A 24,166-nucleotide genomic window follows, 5' to 3' on the forward strand; every position below is an offset into this window, starting at 1 on the left:
CGAACATGCTGATCGTTCTTTCCGGCGGCGGAACCGCCGGCCACATCAACCCGGCGCTCGCCTTGGCGGACGTGCTGAAGCAGCGCGGCTGCGAGGTACGCTTCGCCGGCACGCCCACGGGCGTGGAGGCGCGGCTCGTGCGGGAGGCGGGCATCCCGTTCACGCCGTTCGAGGCCCAGGGTTTCAACCGCAACCACCCGCTCACGCTGCCGAAGGCCGTGCTCACCATTCAGAAGAGCACGACGCTCGCGCGCCGGTGGTTCGACGAGATACAGCCCGACGCGGTGGTGGGCTTCGGCGGCTACGTGTGCATCCCCGTGGCGCGCGCCGCCGAGCAGCGCGGCATCCCCGTGGTGGTGCACGAGCAGAACTCGGTCATGGGTATGGCCAACAAGTACCTCGCCAAGCGCGCCGCCGCCGTGTGCCTCACCTACGAGCACGCGGCCGAGGCGCTGGCCGACAAGAGCCGCGTCCGGGTGACCGGCAACCCTGTGCGCGAAAGCGTGTTCTCGGCCACGCGCGAGCAGGGCCGCGCGCGCTTCGGCGTGCCGGAGGGCGCGCGCATGCTGCTGGTGACGGGCGGCAGCCTGGGCGCGCGGCACCTCAACCAGGCCGTCGCCGCGCTCAAAGACGAGCTTCTGGCCTACGGCGACCTGCATATCGTGCAGGTGACCGGCCCCAAGGAGCTCGATGCCGTGCGCGAGCAGCTGGCGCTTTCGCCCGAGCAGCAGGCTCGTTGGCAGCTGCTGGGCTATACCGACCATATGGGCGACGCCATGGCCGCGGCCGACGTCGTCGTCTCGCGCGCCGGCGCCACGTCGCTCGCCGAGATATCGGCCCGCGCGCTTCCGGCACTGCTCGTGCCGTTCCCGTTCGCCACGGAGGACCATCAGACCATGAACGCGCAGGCATGCGTGGAGGCGGGCGCCGCCTACCTCGTGGCCGACGCCGACGTGGAGGGGCCCGAGTTCGCCCGCAAGCTGTGCGAGCTCATCGAGGACGAGGACGTGCGCGCCCGCATGACCGCCGCGGCCCGCGCGCAGAAGACGCGCGACGCCGCGGGCCTGCTGGCCGACGCGGTCATGGAAGCGGCTCGCGCACAGCGTTGAGCGGTCGCGCGATAGGGTACAATAGCGGTTTGCAGTACATCAGAGAGACCGAGGACGCACTATGGACACCATGCACATCGACCAGGTACATTTCATCGGCGTTGGAGGCGTCGGCATGAGCGGCATCGCTCGCGTCGCGTTCGACCAGGGCATGCGCGTGAGCGGCACCGACCTCAAGGAGAGCCGCTACACCAAGCAGCTGCGCGAGGCGGGCATCGAGGTGCACATCGGCCACGATCCGGCGAACATCCCCGAGGGAAACCCCGTGATCGTCGTGTCCACCGCCATCCTCGACAACAACCCCGAACTCGCCGCCGCCAAGGCGCGCGGCCTGACCATCTGGCATCGCGCCCAGATGCTCGCCTATCTGGGACGCGCGCTCCAGACGCTCGCGGTGGCCGGCACGCACGGCAAAACCACCACGTCGTCCATGCTGGCCAGCGTGCTGGACGGCATGGGGGAGGATCCGACGTTCCTCATAGGCGGCATCGTGCGCGCCTACGGCACGAACGCGCACTCGGGAACGGGCGCCCATTACGTGGTGGAGGCAGACGAGAGCGACAAGTCGTTCATGCATCTGTCGCCGCGCGCCGTGCTGGTGACGAACATCGAGGCCGACCACCTCGACCACTACCGCGACCTCGACGAGATCTACGAGAAGTTCGCCTCGTTCATCGGGTCGGTGCCCGACGACGGCGGCGTGGTGGTGGCCTGCGGCGAGGACGAGGCGCTCGTGCGCGTGGCTTGCGCCTCCGGAAAGCGCCTGTTCACCTACGGCTTCTCTGATGCGTGCGACGTGCGCATCGCCTCGTACGAGCCGAACGGCGTGGGCAGCGACTTCACGCTCGAACTGCCCGACGGAAGCGTCGTGAGCGCGCACGTCAAGCAGAATCCGGGCCGTCACAACGTGTTGAACGCCGCCGGCGTCGTCGGCCTTCTGTGGGCGCTCGGATACGACCCTGCGCAAGCGGCCGAAGCGCTGGCCGACTTCGCCGGCGTGAAGCGCCGCTTCGACCTCGTGGGCGAAGCGGGCGGGGTCACCGTGGTCGACGACTACGCGCATCATCCCACCGAGATCGCCGCCACCATCGAGGCCGCGTCCCATCTGGGCTTCGCGCATGTGCACGTGCTGTTCCAGCCGCACCGCTACTCGCGCGCGCCGCTGTTCACCGAGGTGCTGAAGGACGATTTCGGCCGGGCGTTCGACGCGGCCGACGCCGTCACGTTCATGGACGTGTACCCGGCGGGCGAAGCGCCCGTCCCCGGCGTGTCGGGCAAGACGTTCCTGAACGTGGTGCTCGACCATGCGGGTCATCCCGAGGCCGCCTACGTGCCGCGCCGTATCGAGGTGGTGCCCTATCTCGCCGGCAAGCTGGGCGAGGGCGACCTGTTGATCACCATGGGCGCGGGAGACGTGACCGCCATCGGCCCGCAGCTCGTCGACGCGCTTTCGCAGGCGGACGGCGCCGCCGCGCGACGGCAGGCGTGATGCGGCGATGACCGCCCGCCATACCTCGCCGCTCGAGGCGCTGCTCGTCGACGACGCGTTCGACGGCGACGTGTACCCTTCGGAGCCCATGGCTCGGCATACCATGTACCGCATCGGCGGACCCGCGCGTTTCTACGTGCAGGTGGCCTCCGTCGGAGCGCTCAAGCGCCTGGTCACGGTATGCGAGGAGAGCCGGGTGCCGTGGGTGGCCATCGGCCGGGGCAGCAACCTGCTCGTCGCCGACGAGGGGTATCCCGGCGTGGTGATCACGCTCGGCCGCGACTTCCGCATCTGCCGCTACGACGAGGACGCGCACAGCTTCTGCGTGGGCGCGGGCGTGCCGCTGTCGTCGGTGGTGCAGGAGGCGTTCCGTCGATCGCTGGCGGGATTCGAGTTCGCCGTGGGAACGCCGGGCACCGTGGGCGGCGCGCTGCGCATGAACGCGGGCTCGCGCGACGAGTGGATCGGCTCGCGCGTGGTGTCGGTGACCACGCTGTCGCCCGGGAAGGGGCTGGTTCGGCGCGACGGCGACCAGATCGCGTGGGGCTACCGTTCCAGCTCGTTCGCTTCAGACGAGGTGATCGTGGAATGCGAACTTTCCGTAGAGCCTGCCGACCCGTTCTTCATCCGCGGTAAGATGGAAGCGTCGCACGCGCGGCGCAAGAAGACGCAGCCGCTGTCGTTGCCGTCGTGCGGAAGCGTGTTCCGCAACCCCGAAGGCGCTCCGGTGGGCGCGCTCATCGAGGAAGCCGGGCTCAAGGGCCTGCGCATCGGCGGGGCGCAGGTGTCGGAGGTGCACGCGAACTTCATCGTGAACACGGGCGACGCCACGGCGCGCGACGTGCTGGAACTGATCAACCTGGTCAAGACGAAGGTGTACGAGACGTATGGCATCGAATTACAACCGGAAGTCCGTTTCCTCGGGTTCGCGTAAGGCGAGCCCGCGCAACAGCCGCGCTTCCGGGCAGGCCGGCAGGGGCGTGCGTCCCGCCGGCGGCGCGCCGCGCCAATCCGCGCGCGGCGGCATGCCGCGAACTTCGTCGCGTGCTTCGACGCCTGGAACCTATCGCGCCATTCCCGGCGGCCAGCTGCCGCAGCGTCGTGCGAACCAGGTTCGCCCGCCGTTGTCGTCGGTGCGCGTGGGGGATCTCGACCGCGCCGAGCGCTCTTCTCGCGCGCAGAAAACCTACCGTCGCTACCTGGTGCGCATCGGCATCGTGGCCGCGCTCGTGCTGGCGCTCGTAGGCGGCGGCCTGGCCGTGTACTACTCCAACCTGTTCACCATCGAGAACGTCTCGGTCACCGGCGTGGAGCATCTCACGGCCACCGACATGTCCGAGCTTGCCAGCGTGCCCGCCGGAACCACGCTTCTGCGCGTCGACGCCGCTGGCATCCGCGAGCGCCTGCTCAAAGACGCATGGGTGGACGACGTGTCGGTGAACCGCGTGTTCCCGAACACCCTGGAGCTGGCCGTCACCGAGCGCACCATCACGGCGGTGGTGGACGTGCCCACTGAGAACGCCGAGTCGGTGCAGCCGTGGGCCATCGCCTCGGACGGCATGTGGCTCATGCCCATCCCCGACCAGAATTCCGAGGCCGGCAAGAGGACCAGCCCGAAGGTGTACGAGGACGCGGCCAAGGTGCTGCACATCACCGACGTGCCCTACGGCACGCGCCCCGAGGTGGGCGCCTACTGCTCGGACGCCAACGTGAACAACGCGCTGGCCATCGTGGACGGCATGACCACCGAGCTGGCGGGGCAGGTGAAGAAGGTGGCGGCCACCGAGACCGAGTCCACCACGCTGACGCTGGAAAGCGGCGTGGAGATCGTGTTCGGCACGGCCGAGAACATCCGCGACAAAGAGCGCGTCTGCCTCGAGATCATGAAGGAGCATCCCGACGGGCTGGCGTACATCAACGTGCGGGTGGTGGATCGGCCCACCTGGAGGGCTCTCTAGGGACCTGTGCGGGCGGTGGCGAGGGGGCGAAGGCGGCGGGGCATCTCAGTCGCTCAGACAGTCCTCGCTTTGCTGCGGAACTCGCTTGGTGAGACGCCCCGCCGCCTTCGCCCCCTCGGCACTCGTCCTCAGCTTCCCGTTCGCTGGAAGGGTTCAACCTGCGGAACTCGCTTGGTGGGGCGCCCCGCCCGCCCGCAAGGCGCAGCGGCTTGAACTTCCCGCTCGCTGGGAGGGTTCGACCTGGGGGTTTGTGCTCGTTTGTCATCCTGAGCGAGCGTAGCGAGTCGAAGGATCCCGTGCGGCGTCAGCGTGGGGGCAGCGGTTCGGGCTTTCCCGCTTGTCGGCAAAGCCCGAACCGTCTGTTTCACAGCATGCGCGATGTTGCCAGGGCTACGGCTTCGTTGCGGGACGACTCCACGGCTTCTAGGAGGCGGTCGATGTCGTGCATGGTGGTGTAGGCGGCTATGCTGGCGCGGCAGACGGCTTCCGCGCCGATGTGGCGCAGGAGGGGCTGGGCGCAGTGGGCGCCGGCGCGCACTGCCACCCCGCGGCGGTCCAGCACGTGGGCGACCTCGGCTGCGCCCACGCCCTTCACGTTGAACGAGACGATGCCGCCGCGCGGCGTCTCGGCGTTCGGCCCGGGGCCGTAGAGCCTGACGGAGGGGATGGAGTCCAGGCCGCTCACCAGGGCGCGGGTCAGCTCGCGCTCGTGCGCGCGCACGGCGTCGAAGCCGATGCGGTCGAGATAGCGCACGGCTTCCGCCAGCCCCGCGGCTCCTGCCACGTTCTGCGTGCCCGCTTCGAAGCGCCCCGGCGTTCCGTCGAACGAGGACGCGCGCTCGAACACCGCCTCCACCATGCCCCCGCCTCGCAGCAAGGGCGGCGTTTCCTCGAGGAGGCGCCGCTTGCCGTACAGCACGCCGATGCCCATAGGGCCGTACAGCTTGTGGCCCGAGAACGCGGCGAAGTCGACGTCGAGGTCGTGCACGTCGAGGGGCTCGTGCGCGATGCTCTGCGCGCAGTCGAGCACGGCGACGGCGCCGCAGGCGTGCGCCGCTTCGATGATGCGCTTGACGGGCGGCACGGTTCCCAGCACGTTCGACATGCCGGTGAACGCCACCACGCGGGTGCGCGTGCCGATTGCCCGGTCGATCTCGTCGTCTGAGACGACCCCGTCGCGGTCGGGCACGATGAAGGAGAGCCTCGCCCCGGAAAGCCGCGCCGCGGTCTGCCACGGCACGAGGTTGCTGTGATGCTCCAGCAGCGTGAGCGCGATCTCGTCGCCCGGCTCCAGCCGCTCGGCGCAATAACAGAGCGCCACGGTGTTCAGGGCGTGCGTGGCCCCGCTCGTGAACGCCGTCTCCTCCGGCGACGCGCCGATGAAGCGCGCGACCGTCGAGCGCGCGTCCTCGTAGGTCCGGGTGGCCGCAGCGGCCAGCGCGTGCGCGGAACGGTGCGGGTTTCCGCATGCCGTGCGGTAGAAATCATCCATGGCGTCGAGGACGCACGACGGCTTCTGCGTGGTTGCCGCGTTGTCGAGGTAGGCGAGCGGAGGGCCGCCCGCGGCGTGCGCGGCGAGGAGGGGGAAGTCCTCCAGCGGCGCGCACGCCCGTCCGTCCGCCATCGTCAAGCTCCCTCGTCCTGCTCGGCGTCGGCCGCGTTCATCGCGTCGCTCGCGGCCCCGTACTGGACCATGCGCAGCGCGAGCAGCCGCTGCACGTTCTCCAGGCGGTCGCGGTAGGGGTCGTCGGCCGGACATTCCCGCGCGATCGCGTCCGCCAGCGCCGCGTCGCCCACCGTGTCGCGCAGCCAGGCGACGAAGGCGTCTACGTCGATGAGCTTGATGATCTGGTCGGCGCCCTTGCCCACGCGCGCTTCGTCTCGGTCGAGCAGGAACACGGCTGCGCTGTGCAGGTTGTACAGGTACAGGTCCGACCCGCCCTTGGAGGGCACCATGCGCCCGGCAACGAAGTGCTCGCCCCAGGAGAGCTCGCGCAGCGCATGGGCCGCCTCGTCGGGCGAGGGCAAGGGGAAGCGCCGGCACGCCTCGGCCATGCCGGGTATGCCTTCGGATCCGCTCCCCGCCTCCTCGCCCCATGCAGGGGAGGTGAGGCCGCCGCACGCAGCGGCCTCCCGGGATGTGGCGGCGGCCGTCTCGTCGAGAGCTGCCATGTCCATCACGCTCCCAGCTTTCCGGCCGCTTCTAGCTTGTCAGCGGCGAAGCCGAGGCCAAGCGCCTCGAGCCCGGAGCGCGTCGGGCGACCCGTGGACTCCTCGAACCCTTCGTGGGCGTAGAAGCGCGTCTTGAAGTCCTCGAACTTGTCGCGGTCGAGCGTGCGGCCCTGGCACAGCGAGTAGCTCCACTTCCCGTCCTCGAACACCACGAGGGGGAAGGGCTTGGTGGTCTTCACGTCGTACACGTAGTTCGTGAACACCTCCTGGTCGCGATGGCGTCCCTCCAGCGCCCAGATGGCGCGGTCGAGCACCCAGAACTTGTGCCCCAGCTCGATGCTCTCCTCGTAGGAGAGGTCGCGCCCGGTGACGGCCTGGAAGAACTTCACCTCGTACTCGGGCGTGGCCCCGTACGTCGAGCCCGTCTCGGCGGTGTGCTTGCGGCTGATGAAGTTCGGCCACACCCAGTCGCACATGCCCAGCGACTGCAGCCAGAAGCGCCCGTAGGCGCGGTTCCAGTGGATCTCGCGCACGCGCGCGTCGGAATAGATGCCCTCCTCGCTCCAGTCGAAGCACAGCGGGTCGCCCAGCCCGGACTGATCGGCCAGCTGCTTGGCCATGTTCTCGGCCGAGACGGGCGGTTCGGCGCCGGTGAGCACCGCCATGATGGAGGTGTTGTACACCGCGTTGTGTACGCCGTGCTCGTTGATGTCTCGCTCGCTGAAGATGCTTCCGTAGCTCCACTCCACCTCGGCGCGCGGCTCGTTGTGCTCGCAGTAGCCCCAGTTCGGGCGCGCCAGCAGGCCCGACGACGTGTCCTCGTCCCAACGCCCCCACTTCTGCGCCGCGCGCGCGATGCCCTCGGCCAGGTCGTCGCCGATCTCGCGGCGGTAGGCGATGCGCATCAGCAGCTCCTCGATGAACGCGTAGGTGCCGTACTGCTCGAAGGGCAGATCGGTGTCGATGTCCTTGCCCTTGCCCATGACGCCCATCTTGTAGAGGTTGTGCAGGTACACGGGCATGTCGATCTCGTAGCCGTTCAGCCCCAGCTTCGACAGCAGGCTGTAGGCGGCCAGCTGCTCGTCGATCTTGCCCGAGTCGGTGAAGTACAGGCCGGCCGAGCAGGTCAGCTCGTTGCCCACGCCGCCGGGGTACAGGTTACGGCAGTTCTTGAAGCAGCCGCGGCATCCTTCTGCGCGCGACACCGTGGGGCTCGTGTCCAGCACGGTGGATGCGGCGCCCGGGCTGCCCGGCGCGCCCGGAACCTTGCCGGCGTCGATGTCGTAGCCGAACTTCTCCTGCACTTCCAACCGTAGCCTCACGAGCGCGGCGGGGTCGGCGATGGGTATGCTCTTCGAGCCGATGAAGCTCATCGCCTTGAGGTTCTTGGCGCCGAACACCGCGCCGAAGCCGCTCTGTCCCGTCACGTGGCCGGCATCGTGCACGATGCACGACACGCGCGCCAGGTTCTCGCCGGCAGGTCCGATGCAGATGACGGACGGTCGCTGCGTGGTTCGGCCTCCGTCGCGCCCCTTCGTCAGCTCGTACCACGAGCCGGGGGCGGTGCCGTGCGTCACCTCGTCCCAGATCCTCTCCTGGCACTCGAAGGTATCGAGTCCCCAAAGGTCGGTCGCGTCGTTGAACGTCACTTGGTCGTTCACCACGCTGATCCACACGGGCGCTTCCGCTTTCCCGCGCACCACGCAGGCGTCGTAGCCCGCTTCCTTCATCATGCCGGCCAAACGGCCGCCCATGCTGGAGCGGTTGTACCATTCGGGCAGCGAGAACGGGCTGATGCCCGTGAACTCGCAGCGCGCCGAGGCGGCCGGCACCACGGCGCCCGAGAACGGCGTGGCGGCGAACACCAGCACGTTTCCCGGATCGACCGCCTCCACGGTCTTGTCCTCGCAGTAGTCCCAGAACAGCTTCGAGGCCATCCCGTGGCCGCCCACCCATTCGATGTAAGGTTCGGTGTCGATGGTCTGGGAGGTGCGGTCGGTCAGGTTCACGATGAGTATCTTGCCGGCGTAGCCGTAATGTTCGGTCATGAGGTCCTCCTATTATTTGTCGTTCGAGCCGGCTGCCGCCTGGGCTGCCGTGCCGCCTGCGCCGTATCCGAGCCGCGCGGGAGGGATGCGCGCCTCGTCGTCGCTGGGCAGGCCGATTTCCAGATAGTGGTCGTTGCGCAGGTTCGCCGTGTAGCCTTCGTCGGTTTGGACGGGCAGCACGTTGGTGAACGCGATGGCCTTCATGGGGCATATCTCCACGCACAGCTGCTTGCCGGACGGGCCGCCCTCTTCATCCCAGAAGGGCGTGTTCTTGCACAGGTCGCACTTCTGGGCGTGCTTGTCCTCGAAGTTCCACTGCACGCGCGACGGCGTGAAGGGGCACGCCTCCACGCAGCGCTCGCAGCCGATGCACTTGCCCTCGTCCACGAGGCGCACGCCCGTCTCGGGGTCGGCGTGCATGGCGCCCACGGGGCAGGCTTCCACGCAGGAAGGGTAGGGGCATTGGCGGCACTGGTTCTGCATGACGTCGTCGGAGGGGAAGCTTCCCAGCGCGTTCTTCATCACCTGGATGCGCGAAAGCGAGGTGTTGATACGGCCCAGATGCGCGAGCGAGCACGAGATGACGCACGTCTCGCAGCCGGCGCACTTCTTCGCATCCACCAGCAGGTAGCCTTGGCTCGCCTCGATGGCGTACACGTCGTCGGGCAACAGCAGCGCCGTGATGCCGCTTCCCAGCACGGCGCCGATTCCCAATCCGCCGATCCCGGCGATGAACTGGCGCCTGGAGAGGCCGCCTTTATGCTGCGCGTCGGTCGCGCGCTGATTCGTCTCGGTCATATCGCTCATCTCCCTTGCGTGCCGTCGGCGGCTGCTGCGCGCGCGGCGGCTCCCATCGTCTCTTGCGCGGATGCGCGCTCTCCGGCGCCGAGTGCGGACTCGTCCATGCCGCGCTCGGGCTGCTCGCGCTCCAGCCGCTCCATCCAACCTGCATGTTCCTTTTCGGCCTCGCCGCGCGGCATCCATCCGATCAGCATGGACGGGAAGGTCTTCCACGAGAACGGTGCGATCACGGCGAAAAACACGTGCGCCGCCAAGAACAGCAGCATGAGCGCGGCCGCGATGTCGTGCACCCAGAACATGACGTTCATGAGGCCGTCGGGCAGCGTGAGCACCACGTGGGCCAATGCCTTGACCAGGCCTGTCACCACCAGCAACGCGGCCGTGACCACAGCCATCACGTAGGCGGCCTTCTCGCTTTCGAAGTACTTGTCCTCGGGCGGCATCGTGAACTTCTTGATGCCCACGAGCAGGCCGTAGTGGCGCACCGTGTAGGCGACCACGTTCTTCGTGGGAAGGTGCTCGCGCAAGCGCCATTTCGAGATGATCGTGTTGCCCAGGTAGTAGAACGTTCCGAACAGGAACACGATCGCGGCCGCGAAATGGACGTTCTGCCATAGGATGGCGGCCGGGCCGTCCTCCACGAACGCCGGGGTGAACCTCAGTCCCAGCACGATGCCCGACGCGAGGCACACGGCGGTGCCGATGCCGTGGGTCCAGTGGGACAGGCGCGCGGGGGCGTCGTGGCGGTACACCCGGTCGCCTGCGATGAAGGGGTCTGTTCGTTTCGCGAATGCGGAAAGGAACAGACCGAAAAACGGCGCCAGGGCGACGAGCCAGGGCGCTTGATCGAACCAGGGCATGGGGTCTTCCTTTCGGTACAAGCTTCGCCCGACCTCGCAAGAGGACGCGACGATAAGCGTATTGGTTTGAGGAGGGGGATGTTCGCGCGCGCCGAATCGACGCGCGAGCTTTCTATACTTTGAAGGCGGTGAGTACGAGCGGAACCATGGGGGACTCCCTTCCGGTCGCGGACGTTCGTTTTCGGTCAGCCGGTCGACGCGATGCTGCTCTTATACGATATAGCCTCGCCTGCATGTTCGGCCAGCAGCCGCCTTGCGAGCGGCGCCGCGCGGATTTGCGAACGGGCGAGCCCCTTCGCCAGCGGTTGCCTGTCGACCATGAGCGGCGACGTCGATGGCCGCGCCGGCGCGCCACGGCGGCATCCATCGTTTCCGCTTACCCGGCTCATCCGCTATATCTGTGGACGTGCGCATTTCATTACCGCAGCGTAATTTGCAAATGGTTGAGCATCGTGTACAATAACCGCACGTGAACTGTGCCCTGACGGGAAACGCAGCATTTGAAAACGCAGCAGGTGTGGAGGATACAATGCCAAACAAGATAGGTTCCGAGCATTTGGCGGTCATCAAGGTCGTCGGCGTCGGTGGCGGCGGCACGAATGCCGTGAACCGCATGGTCGAAGCGGGCGTGCGAGGAGTCGAGTTCATCGCCGTGAACACGGATCGACAGGCTCTGCTCATGTCGGACGCCGACAAGACGATCCACATCGGCGAAGAGCTCACGCGCGGCCTGGGCGCCGGCGCGAACCCCGAAGTGGGCTGCCAGGCGGCCGAGGAAAGCCGCGCGGAGATCCGCGAGGCGCTCGCCGAGGCGGACATGGTGTTCGTCACGGCCGGCGAGGGCGGCGGAACCGGAACGGGCGCGGCGCCCATCATCGCCGAGATCGCCCGCGAGGAGATCGGCGCGCTGACGGTGGGCATCGTCACCAAGCCGTTCTCGTTCGAGGGTCGCACCCGCCGCAACCAGGCCGATCAGGGCATCGACCTCCTGTCCCAGAAAGTCGACACGCTCATCGTCATCCCGAACGACCGCCTGCTGGAGATCGTGGACAAGAAGACGAGCATGCTCGACGCGTTCCGCATCGCCGACGACACGCTGCGCCAGGGCATCCAGGGCGTCACGGACCTCATCACCATCCCGGGCCTCATCAACCTCGACTTCGCGGACATCCGCACGGTCATGAAAGACGCCGGCACGGCCATGATGGGCATCGGCCTCGCCTCCGGCGAGAACCGCGCCCTCGACGCGGCGCAGCAGGCCACGAACTCCAACCTGCTGGAAGCCTCCATCGCGGGCGCGTCGCGCGTGCTGTTCTCCATCGCCGGCGGCCCCGACCTCACGCTCACCGAGGTCGACGCGGCGGCGCGCACGGTGGAAGCTTGCGCCGACGAGAGCGCCAACATCATCTACGGCCAGATCATCGACGAAGGCATGCAGGATCAGGTGCGCATCACGGTGATCGCCACGGGTTTTAAGATGGGTTCTTCGCAGCAGTCCTCCATGGACTTCTCGCGCAAGGACCTGTTCGCCTCCACGACGGCGCCCGACCCGATGCCGTCCGCTCCTCCTGTGACGTTCTCCACGACGTCGCGCGACGGCCGTTTCGCCGACGAGGACTACATCCCCGACTTCCTGAAGCGCCAGCGGTAAGGAGCGGTCGCTTGATGGTCGCGACCGGACAACTGCCCATCCCTCAGATAACCGCGCGCCGATTCGGCGCGCGTTGTCTTCCTGCGCTTACCGACGATGCCCTGTACGAGCGCACGGGCGTGCGCGTCGCGTTCACCGGACGCGCGGGCGGGGTGAGCGAAGGCCCGTATTCCTCGCTCAACTTGGGTAATCACGTGGGCGACGACCCTGCGTCGGTCGAGCGCAACCGAATGCTCGTGCTGGAAGCGCTCGATGCGGCCGACGTTCCGCTCGTGGTGCCCAGCCAGGTGCACGGGGAAGTCGTGGTGGAGCTCGACGACGCGTCGCCCGAGGCGCTCGGTGCCGCACGCGAAGCGGCGCTCGCGGGCGCCGACGCTCTTGTCGCCACCGTTCCCGGGATCGCGGCGCTGCTGTGCTTCGCCGACTGCGTCCCCGTGATCGCCGTGTCGCCGACGGGCCGATTCGCGGTGGCGCACGCCGGATGGCGCGGCGTGGAGAACGGCGTGGCCGCGAAGGCCGTCCGCGCGCTCGCGCGGGCCGATGCCGCCGAGCTGGGGGAGGATGCGGCGAACGGCTACAACGTGTACGTGGGGCCGCACATCCACGCGTCCTGCTTCGAGACGGGCGCCGACGTGCGCAAGCGCTTCGAAGACCGCTTCGGTTCCTCCTGCATTCCCGACGAACGCCATGTCGACCTGCTGGAGGCGTTGACGGTCGGGCTCGAAGAGGCAGGCATCGATCGCGCGCGCGTGGCTGATGCGGGCGTGTGCACGGCATGCTCGTGCGACGAATTCTTCTCGTACCGCGCCGCGGGCGGCATCTGCGGGCGCCATGGCGCGGTGGCGTTTCGAAAGGCTGGGTGAGCGGCATGGGATTCAAAGAGCGCTACGAGCGCACGGTCGCAGAGGCGGCCGCCTGTTGCGAGGCGTGCGGGCGCGATCCGAAGAGCGTGGTCGTAGTGGCGGTGTCGAAGACGGTAGGTGCCGACGAAGTGGCCGAGGCCATCGAGGCCGGCGCGCACGACTTCGGCGAGAACCGCCCGGACTCCCTCGAGGGGAAGCGCGCTCGCTTTCCGCAGCAGACCTGGCACTTCATCGGCAACATCCAATCGCGCCGCATTCCCGACATCGTGCGGGATGCCGCGCTCGTGCACTCGCTGTACCAACAGCGTCACGTGCCGAAGTTCGACGCCGCAGCTGCGGCGTCGGGCAAGGTGCAAGACGTGCTGCTCGAGGTGAACGTGTCGGGGGAGGCGAGCAAGAGCGGTCTCGCGCCGAGCGAGGTGGCCGGCATGTTGGAGTACTGCGCGGGCTTTCCGCACGTGCGCGTGCGCGGGCTTATGACGATGGCGCCGCAGGGCGATGCGCAACGGGCTCGCGCATGCTTCGCCGATCTGGCGCGTTTGCGCGACAAAGTGCGGCTTGGGCTCGACGGGGAACAGGCCGCCGTATTCGATGAGCTTTCTATGGGCATGAGCGAAGACTGGCATGAGGCGATAGCCGAGGGCGCTACCATAGTGCGCATCGGGCGAGCCCTGTTCGACGACGCTTTCGAGGGCCCCGCGCATGCGTGAGAGCGCGGCGCGGCCATGACGCTGAACGCAGCGGCGGCTGGACCGCCGGATAAGAAACGAAGCAGGTGAACGGTATGGAGCTGCCAAAGATCAAGAAATCGGAGCACGGAATGCTCGAGGGAATCAAATCGAAACTGGGTTTCGCAGACGCCAACCCGCATTACGACGACGGCTACTACGACGAGGGGTTCGACGACTACAGCGAGGAGTACGGCGAGTACGGTCCCGACTACAACGAGGACGATTTCCCCGCCGACGATGCTCCCGGTTCGCGTTATGAGCCCTATGCGCCCGTGACTTCGCGTCCTGCGCGCGCCTCGCACGCGCGCTCCTCGGCGCGCAGCTCGTCCGTGGGATCCGCGAAGCTCGTGTCCATCGACGACGTGCGCGCGCACACCCAGGTGCCCGAGAGCCTCAACCGCGATCCGTTGCCGCCTCGCCGCGTGACGTCGCCTTCAAGCGGCTCCTACCGCGGCGATCGCACCATGGTGGAAGCGGCGCAGCCCGCCCCGGCGAACACGCCTATCGCGCGTGCGGCCGCCGCAGCGAACCGCGAGCGCTCCGAGAGCCTGAACTCGCTGTTCACCTCCACGTCCGACGATGCGCCGAGCGTTTCTGGGCCTTCTGGCTCGGGCGTCGCGGTGCAAACGGCAACCACCGCTTCGGGCGCTACCGTGGCAACCGCCACGGCGACGACTGCGGCGTTCGATCCGTTCGACGCCTACGCGGGCGCCGGGGCGGTCAAGCACAACCCCTCCCGCTCGGTCACCGTGCTCAAGCCGGCCAGCTACGCCGAGGTCGAGCGCATCGCGAAGGCTCTCAAGGCGGGGGATGTGGTGGTGCTCGCGCTGCGTAACACGCCCGACAATCTGTCGAAGCGCATCCTCGACTTCTCGTTCGGCGTGTCGAGCGCTCTCGACGCCAGCGTGGACTGCGTGGCCGACAAGGTGTTCGTCATCTCGCGCGGTGCTGCGCTCACCGATGCCGAGCGCATGAGCCTGCGCGGGCAGGGCGTGCTGTGATCCCGTATTCGATTCTTCGCCGGCGCGGCTGCCGCCGCCCGACGTTCTAAGGAGTAGAACGCATGTTGAGCATCAAATACCTCATCGTGTCGCTTGCCGATGCGTACAGTATGGTGCTGTTCGTCTACGTGCTCATGTCGTGGTTTCCCACCGACCGTGGCATCTTGGCGGACATCAACCGGGTACTGGCCAAAGTGTGCGACCCGTATCTCAACCTCTTCAGGAAGCTGATACCCCCGCTTGGAGGTATGGTGGACGTTACGCCCATCATCGCCCTGCTTGTATTACAATTTGGAGTACGTTTACTGATAAACTTGTTTTAATGCGTAGAATCGTGTTCGCGTGCGAACAAGACGAAGGGACTACAGATGGCTATCACCTCGGCTGAGATACACAACCAGAGCTTCTCGATCGATCGCAAAGGCTACGACGTCGACGAAGTCGATGTGTTCCTCGAGCATGTCGCCGACGAGATCGACGGCATGAACGCCCAGATCGCCCAACTCGAGAACCAGCTGGACGATCGTAAGTTCGAAGGCTTCGACACGCCGGCTCGCGTCGAAGCTCCCGTCGTCGTGACGGACGATGCCGCGCTGGCCGAGAAGGACGCGCGCATCGCCGATTTGGAGCGCCAGCTCGAGGCCAAAAAGGCCGACGACAACGCCATCGCGCAGGCTCTCATCATCGCGCAGCGTTCTGCAGACGAGATCATCGCGAACGCGAATGCCCAGGCAGCGGCCACCATCAAAGATGCCGAGGACGAGGGCACGCGTATCGTGGACAAGGCGGAAGCCGAGCGCCAGAAGGTGCTCGACGCCATCAAGAAGCTCGAGGACGACCGCGAGGACGTGCGCGAGGACTACCGGGACCTGCTCACCGACTTCATCGGCGACGCTACGCGCAAGCTGGCCGAGATCGGCGGCGAGATGCCCGCTTCCCTGCCGGTAAGCGCCCATGCGCGCACGATCGACGTGGTCGAGACCACCGCTACGGGCCGTGTGACGGCTCCGGCGCAGGCCCCCATCAACCGCGACGGCGCGGGCGCGTACTCCGTGCCCCAGGCGACGGGCGCCGTGGTGGCGCCGGCCACGCCGACTCCTTCTGGCGTCGAGAAGGATCTTTCCGGTTTCGGCGATGCCGACGATGCTTTCGAGTTCGAGGAAATCGACTAAACCGCGCGCATCATCACGCTCGCAGCATGGACGACGAAACGCGCTCCCGCCCGGGAGCGCGTTTTTTTTTCGCCGACAGGAAACGCTTAGGGTTTTCCCTGATTTTTGTCGCCATCTTTTGGAGATCGTTGACGGTGACGTTACGTCATCGCGTATGCTCGATTGCAGTTCGAGCGCGCGGGGGACGCGCGGCAAGGCGAGAGGAAAGGCGGCGGCCGAGCTTCGGTCGCCTCGGAGGAGCATCCATGACCGATCGGAACTACCTGACTATCGGCGAGCTGGCGCGACGCGTCGGCGTGACGGTGCGCACCATCCAGTACTACGACCAGCAGGGGCTGCTGTCGCCATCGGCGAAGGGTCCGCAGAACCAGCGCCTGTACACCGACGACAACGTGAAAGACCTGTATCGCATTCTGACCTTGAAGTACCTCGGGCTGTCGCTGGCCCAGATCAAATCCGATGCAGCTCTTTACCGAGAGCCGGCAGCATTGCAGGAGTTGGCAGACGAGCAGATGGATGCTATCGAAGAGCAGTTCCAATCGCTGTTCAAGCGCATGACCACGCTGCGCTCCCTGCATGACGAGTCGCTCGACGATGCGTCTGTGAACTGGGAGGCCATGGCCGACACTATCGAACGCTGCCAAGGCGAGAGCCAGTTCTTCTGGCGCCTCACTTGCATCCGCGACGACGCTCCGGCTTCGGAGGAGGCCGCCGAGAACCAAGTGGCGCGCGGTGAATCCGTGTCGAAGTGGCACGAGCTGATCGCCGACACCATCCGCCTCATGCCTGCCGGCGAGCCCGTGGACAGCGAACGAAACCGCGAGTTGGCCAAGCGCTACCTCGAGTTGGATATGGAACAGGACACGGCGCGCGCTGAGCAGAACTTCATCCTCATGGAGAACATCGCCCCTCATGCCGGCGGCGACGGATCGTTCGACGAGCTGCGTCAAGCGGTGTTCGACCATCTGGAAGCCATCGTCGCCTCCTACCGTTCCCGCCCCGATCCGGCCGAATAGGCTGCGATCTCGGCGCCGTGCGGGTGCCGCAAAACCTCATCTCTCCTACCTCCCTTTGCGGCCCCCGCACGGCACGTCATACCCTCGTTCGGTTTCAGCAAGCATGGCGCCGCCAAAAGGCGAAGCCGCAACCAAGAAAGGATACGCCTATGCTCGTGTCGTGGATGACGACGAACAAGTGCAACCTCAAGTGCGTCCATTGCTACCAGGACGCCGAGGAGGCCACTGACAAAGAGCTCTCCTGCGAGGAGGGCAAGAAGATGATCGACGAGATCGCCCGCGCCGGCTTCAAGGTGATGATCTTCTCGGGCGGCGAGCCTCTCATGCGCCCCGATATCTACGAGCTGGTGGCGCACGCTGCCTCGCGCGGGCTGCGCCCCGTGTTCGGCTCGAACGGCACGCTCATCACGCCGGAGGTCGCCGTGCGGCTGAAGGAGGCCGGAGCCTGCGCCATGGGCATCTCGGTGGACAGCCTCGATGCCGTCAAGCACGACAGGTTCCGCGGGCTCGAGCACGCCTACGACCTCACCATGGCGGGCATCGAGGCCTGCAAGCAGGCGGGCCTGCCGTTCCAGCTGCACACCACCGTCGTGGATTGGAACCGCGACGAGGTGTGCGCCATCACCGACTTCGCCGTCGAGATCGGAGCTATGGCCCACTACGTGTTCTTCCTCATCCCCGTGGGGCGCGGCAAGTTCATCCAGGAGACATCGCTCGAGGTGCTGGAGAACGAGCAGCTGCTCAAGGACATCATGACGAAGGCCTCGCAGGTGCCCATCGACGTGAAGCCCACGTGCGCGCCTCAGTTCACGCGCGTGGCGAAGCAGCTGGGCGTGGACACGCGCTTCGAGCGCGGCTGCTTGGCCGGCCTCACGTACTGCGTCATCGGCAGCGAGGGCATCGTGCGTCCCTGCGCCTACATGACCGAGGAGGCGGGCGACGTGCGCGAGACTCCCTTCGATGAAATCTGGGCGTCGAGCCCCGTGTTCGAGAAGCTGCGCACGCAGGCGTACTCCGGCTCGTGCGGCACCTGCGACTACGCGCAAGGCTGCGGCGGCTGTCGCGCCCGCGCCGCCTACTACCACGACGGCGACATCTTGGCCCAAGACGACTACTGCGCCCACGGTAACTCGTTGGTTGCAGCCGCCGTCTAAACCGTCGACATCGAAAGGACCACTCATGACCACTATCTCCGAACGCATCGTTCCCTCTGCCGTCGCCGCGTCCCTTGCTGCGGCGATGCTGCTGGCCGGCTGCTCGGCTGCTCAGCCGAACGCCGATGCTGACGCAAGCGCTCCGCAAACAGAAGCCCCGGCCGCCTCTCAGGCCGGAGCGGTCACGTTCACCGATGACACGGGCGCCGAGGTGACCGTCGACAATCCGCAGCGCGTGGTCGCCTGCATGGGCAGTTTCGCCAGCATATGGGAGCTTGCGGGCGGCACGCTCGTGGGCGCATCCGATGATGCGTTCACGTTGTCCGACTACGATCTGAAGTCCGAAAACGTGCAGAAGGTGGGCGACTTCTCGAACCCGAACCTCGAGTCCATCATCGCGCTGGAGCCCGACTTCGTGATCATGACGAGCGGCTCGGGCGGCCGCGGAGGCGACTCGAACCAGGCCGACCTCAAGGCGGCGCTCGCAGCGTCGAACATCCCGGTGGCGTGCTTTCAGGTGACGACGTTCGCAGATTACGAGCGCATGCTGCGCACCTGCTGCGACATCACGGGACGCGACGATCTCTACGAACAGAACGCCCAGGCCGTGTCCGAGCGCATCAAGGCGATCACGGCCAAGGTGCCTGCGGGCGAGGCGCCCACGGCGCTGGTGCTGACCACATTCTCGGGCGGCACCCGCGTGCAGGCGTCCTCGACGATGACGGGTGCCATGCTGGCCGATCTGGGCGTCAAGAATCTGGCAGACGAGAATCCCAGCCTGCTCAAGGATTTCAGCCTGGAATCGATCATCGAGATGAACCCCGACTACATCTTCGTGGTGCCCATGGGCAATGACGACGCAGCCGCCATGAAGGCGCTCGAGGATCAAACGGCTGCCAATCCCGCCTGGTCGACGCTCGATGCGGTTCAGAACGGCCGTTACGTCACGCTCGACCCGCATCTGTTCCAGTACAAGCCGAACGAGCGCTGGGATCAGAGCTACCAGGTGCTGTTCGACGCTCTGTACGCGTAAAGCGAAGGCCGTCCGGTGACTTCGTTCAACCGTGAAAAGGCCGCACCGCTCGCAATCGCCGTATCCGCCTCCGTCCTGGCGGCGGTGACGGCGGCGGCCTTCCTCGTGGGGTCGTCGTCGGTGAGCCTGGGCGATCTTGTCGCCTGGGCCACGGGCGGCGACGTGAGCGCGTCGGCGAAGAGCATCCTCGTGAACGTGCGCCTGCCGCGCGTGCTGGCGGCGCTTCTGGCAGGAGGCGCGCTGGCCGTGGCGGGCGCCATCATCCAGGCCGTGCTGGACAACCCGCTGGCAAGCCCCAACATCATCGGCATCAACTCGGGCGCCGGGCTGTTCGTGCTGATCGCCGCCAGCGTGTTTCCCAGCGCGCTCTGGCTGCCGCCGCTCGCGGCATTTGCGGGCGCGTTGGCCACGGCGCTCATCATCTTCGGCATCTCGCTGGGCGCCAGCACGTCGAGGCTCACCGTGGTGCTGGCGGGCATCGCCATCACGTCGGTGTTCGGTGCGGGCATGAACACCATCCTCATCGTGAACCCCGACGCCTACATCGGCTCGTCGGCGTTCCTCGTGGGCGGTTTGGCCGGCGTGCTCATGGACGACCTGTGGTGGCCCGCCGTTTACATCGTGGCAGGCCTCGCCGCGGCTCTGCTTGCGGCGGGCAAGCTGAACATCATGGCGCTCGGCGACGACACGGCCCATGCGCTGGGCATGAACGTGGGCGCGTGCCGGCTGGCCATGCTGGGCCTCGCCGCCGTGCTGGCGGGCGCGGCCGTCAGCTTCGCGGGCCTGCTGGGGTTCGTAGGGCTCATCATCCCGCACCTCGTGCGGTTCTTCGTCGGGCACGACAACCGCATCGTGCTGCCGTTGTCGGCCGTGTCGGGCGCGGCGTTCGTCGTCGTGTGCGACCTGCTGGCGCGCGTGCTGTTCGCACCCTACGAGGTGCCGGTGGGCATCCTCATGGCGTTCCTCGGCGGCCCCTTCTTCATCTACCTCATCTTGAAGAACAGGAGGGGAAGCCTTGAATAATGCGCCTGCATCCTGCGGGGCCGAGGGCCGAGAGGTCCGGCGCTCAAACAGTCCTGCTCGCACGAACAGCCCGCTGGGCTGTTCGGCTCGTCGCGGCACCGCGAAGCAAGTCCCCTCGGGGAAACTCGCGGCGGACCTCTCGGCCCTCGGCTCCTCGACCGCAGAGGTCGCGCAGCCCTGTGTTCCTGCCATCGAGCTTCGCGAGGTGTCGTTCTCCTACGGCAAGGAACCGTTCATCGGGGGGCTTTCCGCGATGTTTTCGCATGGGGCGGTGACCAGCATCGTCGGCCCGAACGGCTGCGGGAAGTCCACGATGGTCAAACTCGTCGACGGCTTGCTGCGGCCGCAGGCGGGGGAGGTGCGCGTCGGCGGGGTGCCCACGCTGTCGCTCAAGGCGAAGGCGCGCGCCCGTCGCGTGGCCGTGCTGGCCCAGGCCAGCCGCCCGCCGGCGATGACGGTGGAGGCGCTCGTAGCATGCGGGCGCTATCCGTACCAGGCGCATCAGGGGAAGCTCTCGCGCGAGGATCGCGAGCACGTGGAGCGCGCCCTCGAGCTTGCGGGCATCGCGCGGTTCCGGACGCAGGAGCTGAGGCGGCTGTCGGGCGGCGAGCGCCAGCGAGCGTTCATCGCCATGACGTTGGCGCAGGACACCGACCTCATCGTGCTCGACGAGCCCACCACCTACCTCGACATCCGCGCCTGCCACGAGACGATGGAGCTGATCCGCCGCTTGAACGAGGAGGCGGGCAAGACCATCGTCATGGTCATCCACGATCTCGACCTGGCGCTGCGCTACTCAGACCGTTTGCTGGTCATGGAACGCGGGCGCGCCGCGGCGGCCGGCACGGTGGAAGAGGTGCTCGCAACCGGCGCCATCGAGCGGGCCTTCGGCGTGAGCATCCGTCCGCACGAGGCCGCCGAGGGACGGGCCTACACGCTGTTCCCGGCGTAGGGTTCTGCGATGCGGCTCCGCAGGCCTGGCATCGCGAACCGTCCGGTAAACGTTGGGCGCGAATTGCACCCTATGGCAGAAAACGCGGGGCATTGGTCGCAGATTCCTCGTATGCGGAATCTGCGACCAGGCCTTATGTGCCCGCGCAATACCGAACCATCCGCGAAGCCTCGACTGCCTTTGCCATGGCTATCGTTTTGCGCCCAATCGAACGGGATGCGACGGGGCCGGGCCGCAAACCGCCCTAGCGCGTCGGCATCGCGAAGCCTTCCAGCGCCTCGTTCAGGTACTCGTTGAACGTCTTCATGGCTGCGAAGCTGTCCAGCAGCGCGCGGCGGCAGGCCTCGTCGTCGGCGACGACGGCATCGTCGAAGTGCTCTTCCACCGCCCAGCACTTGCACTTCAGGTACTCGGCGGCCGGGCTCTGCGGGTCGTAGCCCTTCGGCACGTTCTTCAGCGGCATGCCGACGAACCGGAAGCGCTCGGCGAACCCCGGCGCCTCGACGATGTCGAGGAAGGCTTGCGGGTCGGCCGCGATGCGGTCGCGCACCATGCGCGTGGCGTCCTTGAAGTGCGGCGCGAACAGGCCCCCTCCCGCGAACGACCCGCCCGGCGTCACGCTGACGAAGTACCCCACGGGCACCGGCATGCGCCCGGCGGGGGAGATGTGCGCACGGAACGTCGGATTGTACGGCGACTTGTCGTCGCTGAACCGCGTGTCGCGGTTGATGCGGAACGCGAGGTCCTTGGCATCGAGCGCCGCCAAGCACGGCTCCGTTTCCGCGAGGTCGGCTATGCAGCCCTGCACGAGCTCCAGAAACGCGTTCTGCGCCTCCTTCTTCCGCTTCTCGTGGGCGTGCATCCAGTCGAGGGAATTGTTCTCGCGCAGGTCGGCCAGGAAATCCAGCATGAGGACGTTAGGCATGGGAGGCCTCCTTGCCGGCGTTCACCACGGCGTCGAAGCTGGCGGTGCCCATGCACGCTTCCAGCAGCTCCTTGGCGCGCGGCGTGGGGCGGTAGGAGGGAAGCCGGTCGAACAGGCTGGCGTAGCCGTCCATCTCGTCCATGGCGTCGACGAAGGCGTCCTGCGCGCGCTCCTCCTCGGTGAGCTCGAGGTACTCCAGGTTGTGCGGGGCCAGCCGATGCGTGGCGATGGCGAAGTTCACGCGCCGCTCGCACGAGCACGTCTCCGCGCCGCCGTGCTGGCAGTACGCGCCCAAAAACTCGGCGACCGTCTTGCGGGCGCGCGACAGGCGCTGGCGGTACGCCTCGGGCGTGATGCCCAGCACGTCGGCCGCGGTGGAGCTGTCCACCTTGAACATGGTGCCCAGCACGTAGGCGCAGCGGCTGTCGGCGTCGAGGCATTGCAGCATCACGTTCGTGCACGACAGCTTCAGCTCACGCGCCAGCATGCCGCGGTCGACCCCTTCGGACAGGTCGGGGACGTCCTTCGCGCGCTCGTCGACGATGTCGGCCCCGTACATCTCGAAGCTGAACGGGGCGTTCGCGAACTGATGCGTGCGGCAGTCCTTGAGGTGGTTCACGGCGATGCGGTACACCCATGTGGAGAACGCGCTCTCCTTGCGAAACGTCGAGAGCCGGGTCATGATCTTGACCGCGATCTCCTGGCTCGCGTCCTCGGCGTCGTGGACGGTGCCCAGGAACCTGAGCGCAAGGTTGAACACGAGCCCGCTCGTGGACCGCAGCAGTTCCTCCAACGCCTGGCCGTCGCCTACGATGGCCTTGTCCACCAGGTCGAGCTGCGCTTCTTTCGATAATTCTTCGCGATGCATGGTGCCGCCTTCCGCGAAAGGCCCGCCGGGCGCTTCCGCTCGTCTCGTCGTCGGCCGGGCGCTCTGCGATGCGCCCGATGCCTTCCTTCGATAGGTTAGACGGTCGAATGTCGGAAGTGTGACGGAAAACGTGGAAAAAAAGAATGCGAGCGGGCCGGTAAGCCGGGTTCTGTCGTTGGACGACCATTTATCTCGAACGCCTGTCGCCAGACGCCTCTAGCACGCAACCCGAACGTACGGCGGGCAACCGTGTCGCGTTCCTATTTGCGCTTGCTCCAGATGGGGTTTTCCAAGCCGCGCCGTTGCCGGCGCGCTGGTGCGCTCTTACCGCACCGTTTCAGCTTTTCTCCCGTTTCTGCGCGCCGAAGCGCGTGTTCGCGGGGGAGTCTTCTTTTCTGTGGCACTTTCCGTCGGGTCGCCCCGCCCAGCCGTTAGCTGGCATCTTGCCCTATGGAGCCCGGACTTTCCTCACGCCGAAGCGCGCGATCGTCTGGCCCGCTCGCGTATGGTATTCTATCACGATCGGTACGGCTCGAAGGTAAGGAAAGTGTGGAACATGGCTACGTGCGCGCTCGTGGGGGCGGTCGATTTCAACGCGGAGGACTTCAAGGCCCGCCAGGCGGCCGGGGAGTTCGACTATGTCATCGCGGTGGACGCGGGCTTCGCGCACCTCGAGGCCATTGGTGCGGTGCCCGACATGGCTGTGGGCGACTTCGACTCGCTCGGCTATGTGCCGAAGTGCCGCCGCGTGTCGCGCCACCCGGTCAAGAAGGACAAGAGCGACATGGAGCTGGCCATGGAGAAGGCGTTGTCCTGGGGCCACGACGAGCTGATCGTCTACGGCGCGCTGGGAGCGCGGCTCGACCACACGCTGGCGAACCTGCAGCTGTTCGCGAAGTTCTCCGAGCGCGACGTGTACGTGACCGCCGTCGCCGACACGTACGCCGTGCGGCTGCTCACCGGTCCCGACGTGTTCGAGCTGCCGGCGCTTGGCGGGGGAACCGTGTCGGTGTTCTCGGCCAACGACATGGCGCGCGGCGTCATCGAGCGCGGCATGGAGTACTCCATCGACGACGAGCCGCTGTCGAACCGCACCTCGCGCGGGCTGTCGAACGAACTGACCGGCGAGGAGGCCACGGTAGCCGTCGAGGAGGGCACGCTGTACGTGTTCTACCCGCTGGCGTAAAACGAACGCAGGCCGGTCTCGGCCGGTCGGAACCACCGGCGCCACCCAAGGGTTTTCCCCTCTTATATCGACCTATCTCGAGAAACGCCGTTGACGGCGACGCTACGTCATAACCTATGCTCGAACGCAGCCGGTCGAAGTCCGGCTGCAGGCG

At 67.0% G+C, this 24,166-nt stretch carries 23 protein-coding genes and 1 other RNA gene; 16 read left to right on the forward strand and 8 right to left on the reverse strand.

Annotated elements, in window-relative coordinates:
- The first annotated feature begins 5 nt into the window (after positions 1 to 5).
- The 4 genes from murG to GT590_RS03365 all read left to right on the forward strand — a co-directional run bounded on the left by murG (position 6) and on the right by GT590_RS03365 (position 4,556).
- Positions 6 to 1,109, forward strand: coding sequence for an undecaprenyldiphospho-muramoylpentapeptide beta-N-acetylglucosaminyltransferase (gene murG, locus GT590_RS03350; RefSeq protein ID WP_161170894.1), 1,104 nt, complete (start codon positions 6 to 8; stop codon positions 1,107 to 1,109).
- Positions 1,110 to 1,170: 61 nt separating this feature from the next.
- Entirely contained in the window at positions 1,171 to 2,598 is a 1,428-nt protein-coding gene (gene murC / locus GT590_RS03355; RefSeq protein WP_009607868.1) for a UDP-N-acetylmuramate--L-alanine ligase, read from the forward strand.
- Between the two features lie 7 nt (positions 2,599 to 2,605).
- Positions 2,606 to 3,532 carry a UDP-N-acetylmuramate dehydrogenase gene (murB, locus tag GT590_RS03360; RefSeq protein ID WP_009306248.1) on the forward strand — a complete coding sequence of 309 codons (927 nt, stop codon included), beginning with the start codon at positions 2,606 to 2,608 and terminating at the stop codon, positions 3,530 to 3,532.
- The gene (locus tag GT590_RS03365; protein WP_009607801.1) at positions 3,486 to 4,556 is read left to right on the forward strand and encodes a cell division protein FtsQ/DivIB; all 1,071 of its coding nucleotides are present in this window, start codon (positions 3,486 to 3,488) and stop codon (positions 4,554 to 4,556) included. The genes murB and GT590_RS03365 overlap by 47 nt, the downstream gene beginning before the upstream one ends.
- Positions 4,557 to 4,920: 364 nt before the next feature.
- Here GT590_RS03365 and GT590_RS03370 read toward each other — a convergent pair whose 3' ends face one another.
- From GT590_RS03370 to GT590_RS03390, 5 genes are read right to left on the reverse strand one after another with little or no spacing between them, the layout of a single operon-like run.
- Positions 4,921 to 6,180 (reverse strand): aminotransferase class V-fold PLP-dependent enzyme, encoded by a 1,260-nt coding sequence (locus GT590_RS03370; protein WP_114551724.1) that lies wholly within the window; start codon positions 6,178 to 6,180, stop codon positions 4,921 to 4,923.
- 2 nt (positions 6,181 to 6,182) lie between these two features.
- Positions 6,183 to 6,734, reverse strand: coding sequence for a hypothetical protein (locus GT590_RS03375; RefSeq protein ID WP_035576657.1), 552 nt, complete (start codon positions 6,732 to 6,734; stop codon positions 6,183 to 6,185).
- Positions 6,734 to 8,776: an aldehyde ferredoxin oxidoreductase N-terminal domain-containing protein gene (locus tag GT590_RS03380; RefSeq protein ID WP_009607789.1), complete on the reverse strand. Its 2,043-nt coding sequence runs from the start codon at positions 8,774 to 8,776 to the stop codon at positions 6,734 to 6,736. Before GT590_RS03380 ends, GT590_RS03375 begins: the two co-directional genes overlap by 1 nt.
- 12 nt (positions 8,777 to 8,788) lie before the next feature.
- Positions 8,789 to 9,574 (reverse strand): 4Fe-4S dicluster domain-containing protein, encoded by a 786-nt coding sequence (locus GT590_RS03385; protein WP_009306243.1) that lies wholly within the window; start codon positions 9,572 to 9,574, stop codon positions 8,789 to 8,791.
- Positions 9,575 to 9,579: 5 nt separating this feature from the next.
- Positions 9,580 to 10,437 carry a cytochrome b/b6 domain-containing protein gene (locus GT590_RS03390; RefSeq protein ID WP_009607811.1) on the reverse strand — a complete coding sequence of 286 codons (858 nt, stop codon included), beginning with the start codon at positions 10,435 to 10,437 and terminating at the stop codon, positions 9,580 to 9,582.
- A gap of 529 nt (positions 10,438 to 10,966) precedes the next feature.
- Here GT590_RS03390 and ftsZ point away from each other — a divergent pair.
- From ftsZ to GT590_RS03445, 11 genes are all read left to right on the forward strand, one after another.
- Positions 10,967 to 12,088, forward strand: a complete 1,122-nt coding sequence (ftsZ, locus tag GT590_RS03395; protein WP_009306241.1) for a cell division protein FtsZ — start codon at positions 10,967 to 10,969, stop codon at positions 12,086 to 12,088.
- A gap of 14 nt (positions 12,089 to 12,102) precedes the next feature.
- On the forward strand, positions 12,103 to 12,951 hold the full coding sequence (locus GT590_RS03400) for a polyphenol oxidase family protein (RefSeq protein ID WP_009607807.1): 849 nt from the start codon (positions 12,103 to 12,105) through the stop codon (positions 12,949 to 12,951).
- Positions 12,952 to 12,956: 5 nt separating this feature from the next.
- Positions 12,957 to 13,661, forward strand: coding sequence for a YggS family pyridoxal phosphate-dependent enzyme (locus tag GT590_RS03405; protein WP_009306239.1), 705 nt, complete (start codon positions 12,957 to 12,959; stop codon positions 13,659 to 13,661).
- Positions 13,662 to 13,735: 74 nt separating this feature from the next.
- A complete protein-coding gene (locus GT590_RS03410) occupies positions 13,736 to 14,683 on the forward strand; it encodes a cell division protein SepF (RefSeq protein WP_009306238.1) in 948 nt (315 codons plus the stop codon).
- A gap of 62 nt (positions 14,684 to 14,745) precedes the next feature.
- Positions 14,746 to 15,006 carry a YggT family protein gene (locus GT590_RS03415; RefSeq protein WP_009306237.1) on the forward strand — a complete coding sequence of 87 codons (261 nt, stop codon included), beginning with the start codon at positions 14,746 to 14,748 and terminating at the stop codon, positions 15,004 to 15,006.
- A 45-nt stretch (positions 15,007 to 15,051) separates the two neighbouring features.
- Positions 15,052 to 15,855 (forward strand): DivIVA domain-containing protein, encoded by an 804-nt coding sequence (locus GT590_RS03420; protein WP_009306236.1) that lies wholly within the window; start codon positions 15,052 to 15,054, stop codon positions 15,853 to 15,855.
- A 245-nt stretch (positions 15,856 to 16,100) separates the two neighbouring features.
- Positions 16,101 to 16,871, forward strand: coding sequence for a MerR family transcriptional regulator (locus tag GT590_RS03425; protein ID WP_009306235.1), 771 nt, complete (start codon positions 16,101 to 16,103; stop codon positions 16,869 to 16,871).
- Positions 16,872 to 17,020: 149 nt separating this feature from the next.
- Positions 17,021 to 18,025 carry a putative heme d1 biosynthesis radical SAM protein NirJ2 gene (gene nirJ2, locus GT590_RS03430; protein ID WP_009607795.1) on the forward strand — a complete coding sequence of 335 codons (1,005 nt, stop codon included), beginning with the start codon at positions 17,021 to 17,023 and terminating at the stop codon, positions 18,023 to 18,025.
- A 25-nt stretch (positions 18,026 to 18,050) separates the two neighbouring features.
- Complete coding sequence (locus tag GT590_RS03435; protein ID WP_161170895.1) at positions 18,051 to 19,058, forward strand: ABC transporter substrate-binding protein; 1,008 nt, start codon at positions 18,051 to 18,053, stop codon at positions 19,056 to 19,058.
- Positions 19,059 to 19,073: 15 nt separating this feature from the next.
- Entirely contained in the window at positions 19,074 to 20,081 is a 1,008-nt protein-coding gene (locus GT590_RS03440) for an iron ABC transporter permease (RefSeq protein ID WP_009306232.1), read from the forward strand.
- A 253-nt stretch (positions 20,082 to 20,334) separates the two neighbouring features.
- Positions 20,335 to 21,033: an ABC transporter ATP-binding protein gene (locus GT590_RS03445; protein ID WP_156996985.1), complete on the forward strand. Its 699-nt coding sequence runs from the start codon at positions 20,335 to 20,337 to the stop codon at positions 21,031 to 21,033.
- A 244-nt stretch (positions 21,034 to 21,277) separates the two neighbouring features.
- On the opposite strand, the gene GT590_RS03450 is transcribed toward GT590_RS03445, so the two are convergent.
- The 3 genes from GT590_RS03450 to rnpB all read right to left on the reverse strand — a co-directional run bounded on the left by GT590_RS03450 (position 21,278) and on the right by rnpB (position 23,328).
- A complete protein-coding gene (locus tag GT590_RS03450) occupies positions 21,278 to 21,958 on the reverse strand; it encodes a DUF2461 domain-containing protein (protein WP_015760943.1) in 681 nt (226 codons plus the stop codon).
- Positions 21,951 to 22,826, reverse strand: a complete 876-nt coding sequence (locus GT590_RS03455; RefSeq protein WP_009306229.1) for an RNA polymerase sigma factor — start codon at positions 22,824 to 22,826, stop codon at positions 21,951 to 21,953. The genes GT590_RS03450 and GT590_RS03455 overlap by 8 nt, the downstream gene beginning before the upstream one ends.
- Positions 22,827 to 22,968: 142 nt before the next feature.
- An RNA gene (gene rnpB / locus GT590_RS03460) (RNase P RNA component class A) lies at positions 22,969 to 23,328 on the reverse strand.
- Positions 23,329 to 23,382: 54 nt separating this feature from the next.
- On the opposite strand from rnpB, the gene GT590_RS03465 reads away from it, so the two are divergent.
- Entirely contained in the window at positions 23,383 to 24,012 is a 630-nt protein-coding gene (locus tag GT590_RS03465) for a thiamine diphosphokinase (protein ID WP_035585968.1), read from the forward strand.
- Positions 24,013 to 24,166: the final 154 nt, after the last annotated feature.

Source organism: Eggerthella sp. BIOML-A1, from assembly GCF_009875595.1.
GTDB classification, from domain to species: Bacteria; Actinomycetota; Coriobacteriia; order Coriobacteriales; family Eggerthellaceae; genus Eggerthella; species Eggerthella lenta.